12 protein-coding genes and 1 pseudogene are annotated in these 13,669 nt (G+C 64.1%); 8 read left to right on the forward strand and 5 right to left on the reverse strand.

Annotated elements, in window-relative coordinates; genetic code table 11:
• Positions 1-144 precede the first annotated feature (144 nt).
• Both IVB32_RS03280 and IVB32_RS03285 read left to right on the forward strand, forming a co-directional pair.
• Positions 145-348 (forward strand): hypothetical protein, encoded by a 204-nt coding sequence (locus IVB32_RS03280; protein ID WP_247409860.1) that lies wholly within the window; start codon positions 145-147, stop codon positions 346-348.
• 85 nt (positions 349-433) lie between these two features.
• Positions 434-1,364: pseudogene (locus IVB32_RS03285) on the forward strand (aspartyl/asparaginyl beta-hydroxylase domain-containing protein).
• A 37-nt stretch (positions 1,365-1,401) separates the two neighbouring features.
• On the opposite strand, the gene IVB32_RS03290 reads toward IVB32_RS03285, so the two are convergent.
• Complete coding sequence (locus IVB32_RS03290) at positions 1,402-1,914, reverse strand: hypothetical protein (RefSeq protein ID WP_247409775.1); 513 nt, start codon at positions 1,912-1,914, stop codon at positions 1,402-1,404.
• Between the two features lie 131 nt (positions 1,915-2,045).
• Between IVB32_RS03290 and IVB32_RS03295 the strand changes: the two genes are divergently transcribed.
• Positions 2,046-2,504 carry a nuclear transport factor 2 family protein gene (locus tag IVB32_RS03295; RefSeq protein ID WP_247409858.1) on the forward strand — a complete coding sequence of 153 codons (459 nt, stop codon included), beginning with the start codon at positions 2,046-2,048 and terminating at the stop codon, positions 2,502-2,504.
• A gap of 141 nt (positions 2,505-2,645) precedes the next feature.
• A complete protein-coding gene (locus IVB32_RS03300) occupies positions 2,646-3,986 on the forward strand; it encodes an MFS transporter (protein WP_247409778.1) in 1,341 nt (446 codons plus the stop codon).
• Between the two features lie 64 nt (positions 3,987-4,050).
• On the opposite strand, the gene IVB32_RS03305 is transcribed toward IVB32_RS03300, so the two are convergent.
• The 3 genes from IVB32_RS03305 to galE all read right to left on the reverse strand — a co-directional run bounded on the left by IVB32_RS03305 (position 4,051) and on the right by galE (position 7,722).
• A complete protein-coding gene (locus IVB32_RS03305; RefSeq protein WP_247409780.1) occupies positions 4,051-4,752 on the reverse strand; it encodes a fumarylacetoacetate hydrolase family protein in 702 nt (233 codons plus the stop codon).
• Positions 4,753-4,787: 35 nt separating this feature from the next.
• Positions 4,788-6,590 (reverse strand): ABC transporter ATP-binding protein, encoded by a 1,803-nt coding sequence (locus IVB32_RS03310; protein ID WP_247409781.1) that lies wholly within the window; start codon positions 6,588-6,590, stop codon positions 4,788-4,790.
• A gap of 118 nt (positions 6,591-6,708) precedes the next feature.
• The gene (gene galE / locus IVB32_RS03315; RefSeq protein WP_247409782.1) at positions 6,709-7,722 is read right to left on the reverse strand and encodes a UDP-glucose 4-epimerase GalE; all 1,014 of its coding nucleotides are present in this window, start codon (positions 7,720-7,722) and stop codon (positions 6,709-6,711) included.
• 125 nt (positions 7,723-7,847) lie between these two features.
• On the opposite strand from galE, the gene IVB32_RS03320 reads away from it, so the two are divergent.
• Positions 7,848-8,885 carry a glycosyltransferase family 4 protein gene (locus IVB32_RS03320; protein ID WP_247409783.1) on the forward strand — a complete coding sequence of 346 codons (1,038 nt, stop codon included), beginning with the start codon at positions 7,848-7,850 and terminating at the stop codon, positions 8,883-8,885.
• A gap of 177 nt (positions 8,886-9,062) precedes the next feature.
• Here the strand turns inward: IVB32_RS03320 and waaF are convergent, their stop codons facing one another.
• Entirely contained in the window at positions 9,063-10,133 is a 1,071-nt protein-coding gene (waaF, locus tag IVB32_RS03325; RefSeq protein ID WP_247409784.1) for a lipopolysaccharide heptosyltransferase II, read from the reverse strand.
• Positions 10,134-10,325: 192 nt separating this feature from the next.
• Between waaF and rfaD the strand changes: the two genes are divergently transcribed.
• The 3 genes from rfaD to IVB32_RS03340 form a co-directional block, all read left to right on the forward strand.
• Positions 10,326-11,306 (forward strand): ADP-glyceromanno-heptose 6-epimerase, encoded by a 981-nt coding sequence (rfaD, locus tag IVB32_RS03330; RefSeq protein ID WP_247409786.1) that lies wholly within the window; start codon positions 10,326-10,328, stop codon positions 11,304-11,306.
• 11 nt (positions 11,307-11,317) lie between these two features.
• Positions 11,318-12,802 (forward strand): D-glycero-beta-D-manno-heptose-7-phosphate kinase, encoded by a 1,485-nt coding sequence (gene rfaE1 / locus IVB32_RS03335; protein WP_247409788.1) that lies wholly within the window; start codon positions 11,318-11,320, stop codon positions 12,800-12,802.
• On the forward strand, positions 12,799-13,669 hold an 871-nt coding region (locus tag IVB32_RS03340), incomplete at its 3' end, for a ligase (protein WP_247409790.1). The genes rfaE1 and IVB32_RS03340, both read left to right, overlap by 4 nt.

Genomic DNA, 13,669 nt, shown 5'->3' on the forward strand with positions numbered 1-13,669 from the left:
CGCTGCGCGCACGGGCAATGCGTTGTTTTGCGTATACGGCGGGTCGGGTGAATCGGCCATGTTGCCCGAACGGTTAACGCCGGATTAACCGCGGAGTCCTAGCCTGTCTCGGCCGGGGTTACTTGCAAGGCCGAGGTGAGCCCAATGGAAGCCCAGAGAATCGCGGTCGACGCCGTCGTCGCGTTGACCGATTGCGACCGCGACGCCGTCATCGCGTTCATCCGCCGCCTGTATCTTGCCGGCGTCACCGACCCCAAGCGCCTGACCTTCAAGGGCCTCCAGGCGCTGTCACGGCCTGATTCGGCTCGGTTCGGCCTCAAGTTCCCCGCCCTGATCTCCGGAGCGTGATTGCAACCCACCGGCGAATATCTTGCCGCTCGGGCCGCGTCGGGATAGATCACGTCCCCGGTTGAATCATCGGGGAACGGGGGAGATGTTAAAACAGCTTTTTGCGCCGCAACTCGTCATTCTCTATGTGCTGGCGGCATCGACGATCTACGTTCATTTCCGCGGCAAGCAGCGACTGCGCTTAGCGCGCCCGCTCGGGGACCACTCCACCTATCTCGCGCCCTACAATGTGCTGATGTACGCGGGCTCGGCGGTGCCGAACAAGCCGGTGATCCCGGTGGAGCAGTTTCAGGAGCTGAAAGCCCTCAGCGAAAATTGGGAGACCATTCGCGACGAGGCCGTTCGCCTGTTCGACGAAGGCTTCATTCGCGCGGCGGCGAAGAACAACGATTGGGGCTTCTATTCGTTCTTCAAGAGCGGCTGGAAACGCTTTTACCTGAAATGGTACGATGACTTCCTGCCCTCGGCGCGCACGCTGTGCCCGAAGACGGTGGAGCTGCTCAACTCCATTCCGAGCGTGCATGGTGCGATGTTTGCGATGCTGCCGCCGGGCGGCAAGCTCGGCGCCCACCGCGATCCCTTTGCCGGTTCGCTGCGCTATCACCTCGGCCTTGTCACGCCGAACTCGAACAAGTGCCGCATCCTGGTCGACGGCGTCGAATGCGTCTGGCGCGACGGTGAGGCCTTCATGTTCGACGAGACCTTCATCCACAGTGCGGAGAATGCCACCGACGTCAACCGCATCATCCTGTTTTGCGACGTCGAGGGCGCCGATGAAATACGGCTTCATGACCGCGATCAACCGTTGGGTCAGCCACCACATCGTCAAGGCCTCTGCAACCCAGAACGTCGACGGCGAGAGCGTCGGCCTGCTCAACAAGGTGTTCGGCAAGCTCTACGAGATCCATCTTGCGAGCCGCAAGGTCAAGGAATGGAATCGCAACGTCTACTACACGCTCAAATATTCGCTGACGGCGCTGATCCTCGGTCTCATCGTGCTGTCGGCATTGCGGTGATCGCCTTTAGTGACGGTGCTTGTGTTCTTCGGAGCCATCAGGGCGTTGGTAACCGCGCAGCTCCGCGTATCGCTGCATTTGGCTCTGATCGAGCAGGGGCGGTTGTCGATAGATGGTATTTGAGGTGGCTTTCGCGGAGCAGTGCCTGGGTTTCCGAAATGGCAACGAGGGCTGCCTTGAGTGAGTCCGATGTCACGACGCGGGCGGAGAAGAGGCGGTCCAACTCCGTTTCCTGCTCGACCAGCTTGTTACCTAGCGGGACCGCCTCTTGCTTCATGGCATCGAAGAGGCGCTGAACCCGGATGCGCTGATCCGCAGTCAAATCAAGCCGATCACCGAGCTCGAGAACATGGCTCGGACCGGGATATCCATTGAGCTCGGCGGCAAGTGCCAGGCCCATGCCACGTCCGACTCGCAGATCGTCGATCTGCTGCGGCGACAGCGCCTTGATGGGGCGATGCTCAAGACCGGCATAGGGCTGAACGGACTGCGCGCTGGCAACGTTGCACGAGACGATAAGCGTGGCTGCAAGCAGGAGAAGGCGTCTCATGAGTCTGGCTCCATGAAATCGGCCCGGCTGGTCGATCGATCTCCACCGGTGCTCTCCACATATCTTGCTGGACGGTTCGCCTCATGGCAACAAAGATTGCCGCGATTGAGTTGCCGAACATGGAGCAGACGATGGCCTCCTTGCCGACCGCGAATACCGAGATCACGCAGTTCTTTCGCCACTGGCTGGACACCTTCGCGGGCTATGTCCGCGACGTCGACTATGCTTCGGCGCGGCCGCTTTTCCATCCGGAAGTGCTGGCCTTTGGCACGCACAATGACGTCATTCCCGGCCTCGACCAATGGGTCACCACGCAATGGGACAACGTGTGGCCGAAGACGTCCGACTTCCGTTTCGTCATCAACCAGGCCTCGGTCCTGGCATCGTCCGATGGCACGATAGCGACCGTGGTCGTGCCGTGGACGAGCACCGGCTATCATCCCGACGGCAGCGCGTTTCCGCGTCCCGGCCGGGCCACGATGGTGTTTTCAAGACATGGCGATGGTTGGCTGTGCGTGCATTCGCACATGTCGCTCAATCGGGGTGTGCCGCAGACAAGCCACGCCAATCGGCCGGTGAAGGCTTGGTAGTGCCGCCGGGCTTGCGGGCCGACTAAAGTTTTACCCTCTCATTCCAGCTCGGTTGGAACCCTTGGAACCCAATGTCGTTTTTTTCAGCAACAATAACAGGTGAAACCACGCAAGCGGGGGCCTATCTGAGGATGCGCTCCCATGGCAACCCTTGATCTCGACGCCACCCGACTTACCGCCCCCGAGCATCAGCGCCAGCTTCGCCGCGCCGTGATCGCCTCCACAATCGGCACCGCGATCGAGTGGTATGACTTCTTTCTTTACAGCACCGTCACGGGTCTGGTTTTCGCAAAGCTCTTCTTCCCTCACTCAGATCCCTGGGTCGGCACGCTGGAGGCGTTTGCGATCTACGCGGTCGGATTCGCCGCGCGGCCCGTCGGCGCGGCAATCTTTGGCCATTATGGCGACCGCGTCGGACGTAAATCCACGCTGATCGCGACCTTGCTCTTGATGGGACTGGCGACCGCTGCGGTCGCCGTGGTGCCGACCTATGCCAGCATCGGTATCTGGGGCGCCGTGATCCTGACCGTGCTGCGGTTCATTCAGGGCGTCGGAGTCGGTGGTGAGTGGGGCGGCTCGGTACTGATGTCGATGGAATGGGCGCGCAACGACCGATCCCGTGGATTGATCGCATCATGGCCGCAGTTCGGTGTGCCCTGCGGGCTTTTCCTGGCCAATCTTGCCGTGCTGGTGTTCAGCCAGATGGCGGGTGATCAGTTCCTGGCATGGGGCTGGCGTATTCCCTTCGCGCTCAGCATCATCCTGGTCGGCGTGGGCCTCTATATCAGGCTCGGCATTCTCGAAACCCCGGTGTTCTCTAGGCTCGTGGCCGAACGCCAGGTCGATCGCACGCCGATGCTCACGGTGATCCGGGAATACCCGAAGGAGATTCTACTGTCTGCGTTTGCGCGCATGTCGGAGCAGGCGCCGTTCTACATCTTCACGGCCTTCGTGTTCTCCTATGGCATCGGCACCCTGCACGTATCGCGCGATTTCCTGCTGACCGCGGTGCTCTCGGCCTCGGTGCTGTCGTTCGTGTCGATCCCGCTGTGCGGACATATCTCCGATCAGATCGGCCGCAAGAACATGTATATGCTCGGCGCTGCCGTGACGGGCATCTTCGGCTTCGTCTATTTCGCCCTGCTCAATACGGGGTCGCTGACCATCATCTTCCTCGCGATCATCCTGTCGCTGATTCCGCACGACATGCAGTATGGACCGCAAGCCGCCTTGATCGCCGAGAGCTTCACCGGACGCCTGCGCTACAGCGGCTCCTCGCTAGGCTATCAGCTCGCATCCGTGATCGCCGGCGGCCCCGCACCGCTGATCGCTACCTGGCTGTACGGCACGTTCCACTCGGCGACCGCGATCGCGGTCTACATCGCGATTTGCGCGGTCGTGACGCTGGTGGCGACCGCGATGATGACCGATTACACGGGAAAGGACATCAACGCCGCGGGGGCGTACGAGCGGCGAACTTGAATCCGCAAAAAAGCCCCGGACGCGATGCCCGGGGCTTTGCTGTCCCGTGATCTCGAGCCCAGCCTTATTCCGGCTGACCGATGCTCACCTTCAGCGTGCCGACGCCGACGACGCCGCATTCGAGCCTGTCGCCGGGCTGGAGCTGCGACACGCCGGCCGGCGTGCCCGTCATGATGATGTCGCCGGCGGCGAGCTTCACCTGCTGCGAGAGCTGCCAGATGATCTCGGGCACGTTCCAGATCAGCTCGGTGAGGTCGCCCTTCTGCGCTTCCTTGCCGTTGACCGTGAGCCAGATCTTGCCCTTGGCGGGGTGGCCGATCATCGATGCCGGCTGCACTGCGGAGCAGGGCGCCGAATAATCGAACGACTTGCCGACCTCCCACGGACGCTCCTTCTTGCGCGAGGCGATCTGCAGGTCGCGGCGGGTCAGGTCGATGCCGACGGCATAGCCGTAGACATGGTCGAGCGCTTTCTCGGCGGGAATGTTGAGGCCGCCGCTCTTCATTGCGACGATCAGCTCGACCTCGTGATGGAGATCCTTGGTCAGCGGCGGATAGGGAATGGTGGCGCCGTCGGGCACCAGCATGTCGGCGTGCTTGGCGAAGAAGAACGGCGGGGCGCGCTCGTCATTGCCCATCTCGCGGATGTGCTCGAGATAGTTGCGGCCGACGCACCAGATGCGGCGCACGGGATAACGGCCGCTTTCCCCGACGACGGGAAGCGAAGCCTGGGTCGGAAGCGGGATGACGTAGGAGGCGGCGTTCATGGTGCGATCTCGCTGCTCTTGAGGTGAAGGGAACTCTATGCGGTTGCGCTGATCGGCGCCAGAGCACCGGCGTCGTGATGCTGCAGGCGGAAGAACGAGGCGTAGCGGCCGCCGCGGCGGAGCAGCTCGTCGTGCCGGCCCTGCTCGACGATCTCGCCGCCCTCGACCACCAGGATCGCATCGGCGTGCATGATGGTGTGCAGGCGGTGCGCGATCACGATGGTGGTGCGGTTCTGGCAGAGATGCTCGATCGCCTCCTGCACCTGCCGCTCGGACTCGGAATCGAGCGCGGCGGTGGCTTCGTCAAGCAGGATGATCGGCGCGTTCTTGATCAGCGCGCGCGCAACCGCGATGCGCTGGCGCTGGCCGCCGGACAGCTGCGTGCCGTGCTCGCCGACGGGCGTGTCGTAGCCGAGCGGGAAGCCCATGATGAAATCATGCGCGCAGGCCGCCTTGGCGGCGTCGATGATCTGGTCTTCGGTCGCGCCGGCGCGGCCGAACGCGATGTTGCTGCGGATGGTGTCGCGGAACAGATAGACGTCCTGACCGACATAGGCGGTCTGGGCCCGCAGCGATTTTCGCGAGACCGCGCCGATCGACTGGCCGTCGATCACGATGTCGCCTTGCGTCACCTCGTAGAAGCGCAGTAGCAACCCCAGCACGGTCGATTTGCCGCCGCCGGACGGGCCGACCAGCGCAGTGACCTTGCCGGGCTCGGCAACAAAGCTCATACGGTTGAGCACGGTCTCACCGTTGCGATAGGAAAAGCTGACGTCGCGCAGCTCGATGCGCGCAGTCGACAGTTTCAGCGCCGGCTTGTCGTCGTCGGAATGCTCGCTCGCGGGGCTGTCGACGACTTCCAGCAGCATGCGGGCACCGACGAGTTGGCTGTTGAGGTCGATGTTGAGCCGCGCCAGCCGCTTGGCCGGCTCGGTCGCCATCAGGAACGCGGTCATGAAGGAAAAGAACGCGCCGGGCGTGGCGTTGAGGGCGACTACGCTATAGCCGCCGTAAAGCAAACAGCCGGCGACCGCGAAGCCGCCGAGCATCTCCATCAGCGGATTGGAGCGGTTGGCGACGCGGGCCATCTTGTTGGCGTTGCGCTCGACGATCGCGATGTTCTCGTCGATGCGGTTCTGCATGGTGTCTTCGAGCGTGAACGCTTTCACCGTGCGGATCCCCTGCAGCGATTCCTGCATCGTCTCCAGGATGTCGGCGGTGCCGGTGAACTGGTTGTAGGCGAGGCCCTTGATGCGCTTGACCAGCTTGCGCAGCACCAGCATTGCCGGCGGCACGGCGACGAGGCCGATGAACGACATCACCGGATCCTGCCACACCATCACGCCGATCATGGCGAGCAACATCATGAGGTCGCGCCCGACCGCATTGACCAGCATGTTGAGGACGTCGGTGATGGACTTGGCGCCGGCCGTCAGCCGCGCCAGGAATTCCGACGAATGCCGCTCGGAGAAGAATCCGACGCTCTCGCGCATCAACTTGGCGAACAGCTGGCGCTGGTTGGTGGCGAGGATGGCGTTGGAGATCTTGGTCAGGATCACCATGTGGCCGTAAGTCGCCACGCCCTTGATGAAGAGCAGGATCACGGTGATGCCCGAGAACATCGCGATGCCCGGGATGTTCTTGTCGACATAGGCCTGGTTGATGACCTGGCCGAGCACGTAGGTCGCGCCCGCGGTCGATCCGGCGGCAAGCGCCATCAGCGCGAAGGCGACGAGGTAGCGCCGCCAGTAGATGATCCCCTGTTCCGTGACCAGGCGGCGAATCAGCACCGCTGCCGCATAGGGATCGTCGGTGATTTTCTTTGGAAACTGAGCCATCCGCAGTCCATTGACGGCACAGGAATAAGCCTGCCCGCGCGTCAGGGATCGAACGGCCTCTGTGCCCGCTAAGCCAGCGCTTTTCAAGCCCAATTAAGGGCTTGCGCTGGAATGGAATCTAGGCCGAGGCGGCCTGGCGGAGCTCGCCGTGACGCTCGCGGAACAGCTTGTCCTCCCATGCCAGCGCGTGCGCTGCGATGGTCTCGAGGTCGTCGTATTGCGGCTTCCAGTCGAGCAGGCTGCGGATGCGGCTGGTGTCGGCGACCATGGTCATGATGTCGCCGGGCCGGCGCGGGGCGTATTGCACGGCGAAGCTGCGGCCCGAGACACGGCGCACCGCGTCGATGGTCTCCAGCACCGAGTAGCCGCGGCCATAGCCGCAATTGAGCGTCGTCGAGGCGCCGCCGTTGCGCAAATAAGCGAGCGCCGAGCGATGCGCCTGCGACAGGTCCGTGACATGGATGAAGTCGCGGATGCAGCTGCCGTCCTGGGTCGGATAGTCGGTGCCGAACACGTCGATCTTGGCGCGCTGGCCGGTCGCGGCTTCCACCGCGATCTTGAGCAGGTGCGTGGCGCCGACGGTGGCCAATCCAATGCGCGCCTGCGGATCGGCGCCGGCGACGTTGAAATAGCGCAGGGTGACGTACTGCATGCCGTAGGCGGCGGCGACGTCGTGCAGCATGATCTCGGTCATCAGCTTCGACGAACCGTAGGGCGACAGCGGCCGTGTCGGCGCATGCTCGGGCACCGGCACCAGATCCGGATCGCCGTAGACCGCCGCGGTCGAGGAGAAGATGAAGCGGTCGATGCCGCGCTTGACCGCGACATTGAGCAGGTTGCGCGCGGTCGTGAAATTGTTGCGGTAATAGCCGAGCGGATCACGCATCGAATCCGGCACGACGACCGAGCCCGCGAAATGGATGATGCTCTCGATGTTGTGCTGGGCGATCACGCCCTCGAGCAGGTTCTCGTCGCCGGCATCGCCAATGAACAGCGGCACGCCTTCGGGCAGATAGGCCGAGAAACCGGTGGAGAGATCGTCGATCACGACGACGTCCTCGCCGGCTTCCGCCAGCGCCAGAACCGTGTGGCTTCCGATATAGCCGGCACCGCCGGTGACAAGCACAGTCATGATCTCACCCGTCTTCGATCAACGCTCCAAGCTAACGTTTACGTGGTGAAGAGTGGGTATCGGCGCGGCTGAACTGGTCACTATGCTTAATGTTGCGTATAGGAACTTTCGAAACGGAGCGTGGCGTGGCGAATTCCCCAGGCGATCTCGAAGTGATCGTGCCAAATCTGCACAGGCGCTATTCGGGGGTCACCGCGACCAACCGGATGGTGGCGCCGCGGCTGGCAAAGCTGTTTCGCGCCGCGTGGTTCGGCTCCGACGCGCCGGAGGGGATCGCGCGCCTGAACGGTGCCGATCTCCTGAGATTGTGGCGCCGCAGCGCGCCGCTGATCTGGCACGCGCGCCGCAACAACGAGATGATCGCGGGCGTGCTGTTGCGCGCGCTCGGCTGGCCGCTCAAGCTCGTCTTCACCTCGGCGGCACAGCGCCATCATAGCTGGATCACGCGCTGGCTGATCCGGCGCATGGACGCGATCATCGCGACATCAGATCTTTCGGCCTCGTTCCTGAAGGTGAAGGCGACGGTGATTCCGCATGGCGTCGACACCGCCGTCTATGCGCCGCCGCTCGACCGCACTGCTGCCTTCGCGGAAACCGCGTTGCCGGGCCGCTACGCGATCGGCTGCTTCGGCCGGGTACGCGCGCAGAAGGGCACCGATGTGTTCGTCGATGCGATGTGCCGCTTGCTGCCGCGCTATCCGGATTTCACCGCAATCATCGTCGGCCAGGTCACACCCGAGCAAGCCGTTTTTGCAAACGACCTGAAGAAGCGGATCGAGGCCGCCGGTCTGCAATCGCGCATCGTCATCACTGGCGAGCTACCGATCGAAGACGTGCAGCGCTGGTATCAGCGGCTGACCATCTACGCCTTCACCTCGCGCAACGAAGGTTTTGGCCTGACATTGATCGAGGCGATGGCGGCCGGCAGCGCGCTGGTCGCCGCGCGCGCCGGGGCGGCCGAACTCGTGGTCGAGGATGGCGTGACCGGCGTGCTGATCCCGACCGGTGATGCGGACGCGCTGGCTGCAGCGGTCGAACCGCTGATGCGTGACGTGGCCGCCGCGATTGCTATGGGCGAGCGCGGGCGGGCACGGGTGCTCGAACGGTTCAGCCTCGATGCGGAGGCGTCACGGATCGGGGACGTCTATCGGCCGCTGCTTTGAGCATCGCCTTCAGGGCAGCAAACAAAAAATCGCGAAAACAACCCCATGCACAGTAGCCGAGGCCAACGAAATCAATGGCTTGGCCGGCATCCCGAAGCTGCGGATTTTACGAAGTCGATTTGACTCATCGGGCAAAACACCGGTATGATGTCATCGTCGGCGTAGCCTCGACGGCCCTCAGGTCGAAGCCCGCATCCCCACCTCACCCAGCACCCGCTGCGCAATCTCCACCACCTCGCTCGCCGCGATATCTCGCATGCAGCGGTGGTCGTTCATCTTGCAGATCGTGCTCTGGCAGGGTTGGCAGGAGAGCACGCTCTTGTCCTGCACCACGGTCGCGGCGAGGCCGTTGAGGGGGGCCCAGAGATAGGGGCTGGTCGGCCCGAAGATGCCCATGGTCGGCGTGCCCAGGGCGGCTGCGATGTGCATCAGGCCGGAATCGTTGGAGATCGCGACGCCGGCTGCAGCCATGGCCAGCACGCCGTTGCGCAGATCATTGCCGGTGAGGTCCCGGACCCCCGGGCCGCCGGCCCCGACGATCTCCTGGGCCAGGCCCTTTTCCCCGGGGCCGCCGACAACCCAGACCTCAAGGCCGCGCTCGGCCAGCAAGCGGGCGGCCTCGGGATAGTAGGTCCAACGTTTTGAGACGCCGACCGAGCCGGGGGCCAGGGCCACCGCGGCGCCGGCGCTGAGGCCATTGGCCTGCCGCCAGCGGACGATGTCCTCGGCCTGAACCCGCAACTGCGGCACCGGCCATTCCGGAGGCAGCGGGGCGCCATCGGGCTGGGCGAGGGCGGCGTTCTTGTCGATGAAGCGGGGCAGCTTCTTTTCGCCCCAGCGCCAGCGATTGAGCAGGCCGAACCGGAACTCGCCGACGAAGCCGACCCTTTCCGGAATGCCGGCCAAAGCGGGCGCAATGGCGGCCTTCCAGGTCCGGGGCAGCACCAGGGCGGTGCCGTAGTTCCGCTCGCGCAGGAGCTTCGCCAGGCCGAGCTGGCGGCCCACGGCGAGCCGGCCGCGCGGCAGGTCCCAGACGATCGCTGCGCGCACGCCCGGCATGTAATCGACCAAGGGCGCACATAGGGAGGTCGTGAGCAGATCGACCGGCCGGTTCGGCCAGCGCTCATTCAGGACCCGCACGACGGTGTGATTCCGGACGAAATCGCCGATCCACATGTAGGGGACGATCAGGATCGGGCGCGTGTCGCCCCGATCTGCCTCCCCACTAAATTGCGAATCTTGGTTCATTCGTTAAAAAGGCCGGGGTGCGCTGATGTGGCGGTTCGGTTAGCCGCTCCGGGCCGGCAGGTAAAGCCGGCTGAGTGGCAATCCCAAAACCGCTTACACTTTGGCGGATCATGCGCTAGGGCAGAACCGGGCCGCAAAACTTCGGGCAGGCGGAAAAACTTCGGGCAGGCGGAATCTGGCAGGGAAGTTGGAATGTTGCTGGTGACCGGCGGGGCCGGTTTTATCGGATCGAATGTCGTCGCCGCGCTGAACGAGGCCGGCCGCAGCGACGTGGTCGTCTGCGATTTCCTTGGCAACGAGGGCAAATGGCGCAACCTCGCCAAGCGGCAGCTTTTGGATATCGTGCCGCCGGCTGAGCTGCCGGACTGGCTGCGGGGCCGCAAGCTCGATGCCGTGATCCATCTCGGGGCGATTTCCGCGACCACCGCGACCGACGGCGACCTGGTGTTCGAGACCAATTTCCGCCTGTCGATGCGCCTCCTGGACTGGTGCACGGCGAATGCGGTGCCGTTGATCTACGCCTCCTCGGCGGCGACCTACGGCGACGGCGAGGCAGGATTTGACGACGATGCCTCGGTCGCTGCGTTGAAGAAACTGCGCCCGATGAACCTCTACGGCTGGAGCAAGCACCTGTTCGATCTTGCCGTCGCCGAGCGCGCTGCGAACGGCGAGAAGCTGCCGCCGCAATGGGCCGGACTGAAGTTTTTCAACGTGTTCGGCCCCAACGAATACCACAAGGGCTCGATGATGAGCGTTCTGGCGCGCCGCTTCGACGACGTCAAAGCGGGCCGCGTCGTGCAATTGTTCAAGTCGCATCGCGAGGGCATCGCCGACGGCGATCAGCGCCGCGATTTCATCTATGTCGACGACGTCGTGCGCGTGATCATGTGGCTGCTGGCAACGCCCTCGGTGTCCGGGTTGTTCAATGTCGGCACCGGCAAGGCACGCAGCTTCAGGGACCTGATGTTGGCGGCTTATGCTGCGCTCGGCGCCGGCCCCAACATCGAATACGTCGACATGCCCGAGCAGATCCGCGGCAGCTACCAGTACTTCACCCAGAGTGAGGTCGATCGCCTCCACCGCGCCGGCTACAATGGCGGTTTCATGACGCTCGAGGACGCGGTGAAGGCCTATGTCGGGGATTATCTCGACCGGCCCGACCGCTTCCGCTGAGGTCCATCGCCATGCCGACGCCCATTCTCGATTTCGATGCCCTCGCGCAAGCCATCTCAGGCTGCACGGTGCTGTGCATTGGCGACATCATGCTGGACGAGTTCGTCTATGGCGAGGTGTCGCGGATATCGCCGGAGGCGCCGGCGCCTGTCATAGCGGCCCAGCGCAGCGAGATCCATATCGGCGGCGCCGGCAATGTCGCGCGCAACGTCGCCGCGCTCGGCGCGCGCTGCATCTTCGTCGGCCTCGTCGGCGAGGACGAGGCGGGCAGGCAGCTCGCCTCGACGCTTGCGGAGCAGGACGCAATCGAAAGCGTGCTGGTGTGCGATCCCTCGCGTCCGACCACGCGAAAAGTGCGTTTCGTCTCCGAGCATTTTTCCACGCATATGCTGCGTGCGGATTGGGAGCAGGCACAGCCTGCTTCCGATACGATCGAGACCAAGCTGATCGAAGCAATCCTGCCGCAGATCGCGCGCGCCGACATCGTGCTGCTGTCCGACTACGCCAAGGGCGTGCTGACCGCCCGCGTCATCCGCCACACCATCGACGCCGCGCGAAAACTCGGTAAGCCCGTGATCGTCGATCCCAAAAGCCTAAACTGGGCGATCTATCGCGGCGCGACGCTGCTCACGCCCAATCGCAAGGAATTTTCGGAAGCGACCCGAAGCCGCGCCGACACGCCGCAGAGCATCGTCGATGCCAGCGAGGACGTGATGCGGCTCGCCGATTGCGAAGCGATCCTGGTCACCCAAGGCGAGCACGGCATGACGCTGGTGCCGCGCAACGGCGAGGCCGTTCACGTTCCGGCGTTTCCGGTCAAGGTGCGCGACGTCTCCGGCGCCGGCGACACCGTTGCCGCGGCGCTCGCGGTGTCGCTGGCCACGGGCGCGGACTGGGACACGGCGCTGCGCATGGCCAGTGCCGCGGCCGCCGTCGCCGTCGGCAAGCAGGGCACCGCCAGCGTGAGTGCGGCCGAGCTGAAACGAAAAATATTGCCGCATGCCTATCTCGCGGCCGAGGAGAAGATCGTGCTCGAGCCCGGCGCGCTCGACGCGCAGCTCGCGGAATGGAAGAAGCAAGGCCAGCGCGTCGGCTTCACCAATGGCTGCTTCGACATCCTGCATCCCGGCCACGTCAAGGTGCTGACAGCGGCGCGCTCCGCCTGCGACCGCCTGATCGTGGGGCTGAACAGCGACGCCTCGGTACGGCGGCTGAAGGGCGCCGACCGCCCCGTTCAGGACGAGCGAGCGCGTGCGGAAGTGCTGGCGGCGCTCGAAGCCGTCGATCTCGTCGTTATTTTCGATGAGGATACGCCGATCGACCTGATCACCCGCATCAAGCCGAGCGCGCTGATCAAAGGGGGCGATTACACCCGCGAGCAGGTGGTCGGCCATGAGGTCGTCGAGGCCGCGGGCGGGACCGTGGTGCTGGTCGACATTCTCCAAGGCTTCAGCACGACGGCGCTGGTTCATCGCGCGCGGGGAGAGGGCAAGTGACGACGCTCGCCGGGGCGACGACCGGCCAGGTGCTGTGGCGGCGTCTGCGCAGTCCGGCGGCCTGGTCCGAGACGGTCGATCTGTTTGCGATCCTGACTGCGGCCTCGCTACCATGGTCGACGTCGCTTGCGGCGATATTCAATGTCCTGATGCTGCTCTGCATGGTGCCGTTCCTCGACGTCCGTGAGTTCCTGCAATCGCTCAAGCGTCCGATCTGTGCGGCGCCGATTGCGCTAGTCCTGCTCGCGCTGGTCGGGACGCTGTGGTCGGACGCGGCCTGGGGGGCGCGCTTCTACGCGGTCAATCCGACCGTCAAGCTGCTGGTGCTGCCGATCCTGTTCTATCATTTTGCGCGCTCGCCGCGCGGACATTGGGTGTTTGTCGCCTTCCTGGTGTCCTGCGCGCTGTTGTCGGTGATGTCCTGGCTCGTCGCCTTCTACCCAGACCTCGCGCTCAAATCCGACCGCGTCGAGCGCGGCATCTTCGTCAAGAACTACATTGACCAGAGCCAGGAGTTCACGCTGTGCGCGGTCGCGCTCGCCTATTCAATCGTGCAGTTGCTGCGCCAGAAGCGCTACTGGATCGCCGCGCTGCTCACGGCGCTTGCGCTCGCCTTCTTCGTCAACATGGTGTTCGTGGTGGTATCGCGCACCGCGCTGCTCACCATTCCGATCCTGTTCGGTGTGTTTGCGTTACTTCATCTGAGATGGCGCAGCATCGCGATCATCTCCGCCGCCCTGCTCGCGGGCGCGGTTCTCGCCTGGCAGGCCTCGCCGCAATTGCGCAAGACCGCCGACAGCTTTGCCAGCGACTACACGCGCTATGTCGAAAAAGGCGCGCCGACCTCGGCCGGCTTGCGGCTCGAAT

The organism is Bradyrhizobium sp. 23 (assembly GCF_023073295.1).
GTDB classification, from domain to species: domain Bacteria; phylum Pseudomonadota; class Alphaproteobacteria; order Rhizobiales; family Xanthobacteraceae; genus Bradyrhizobium; species Bradyrhizobium canariense_D.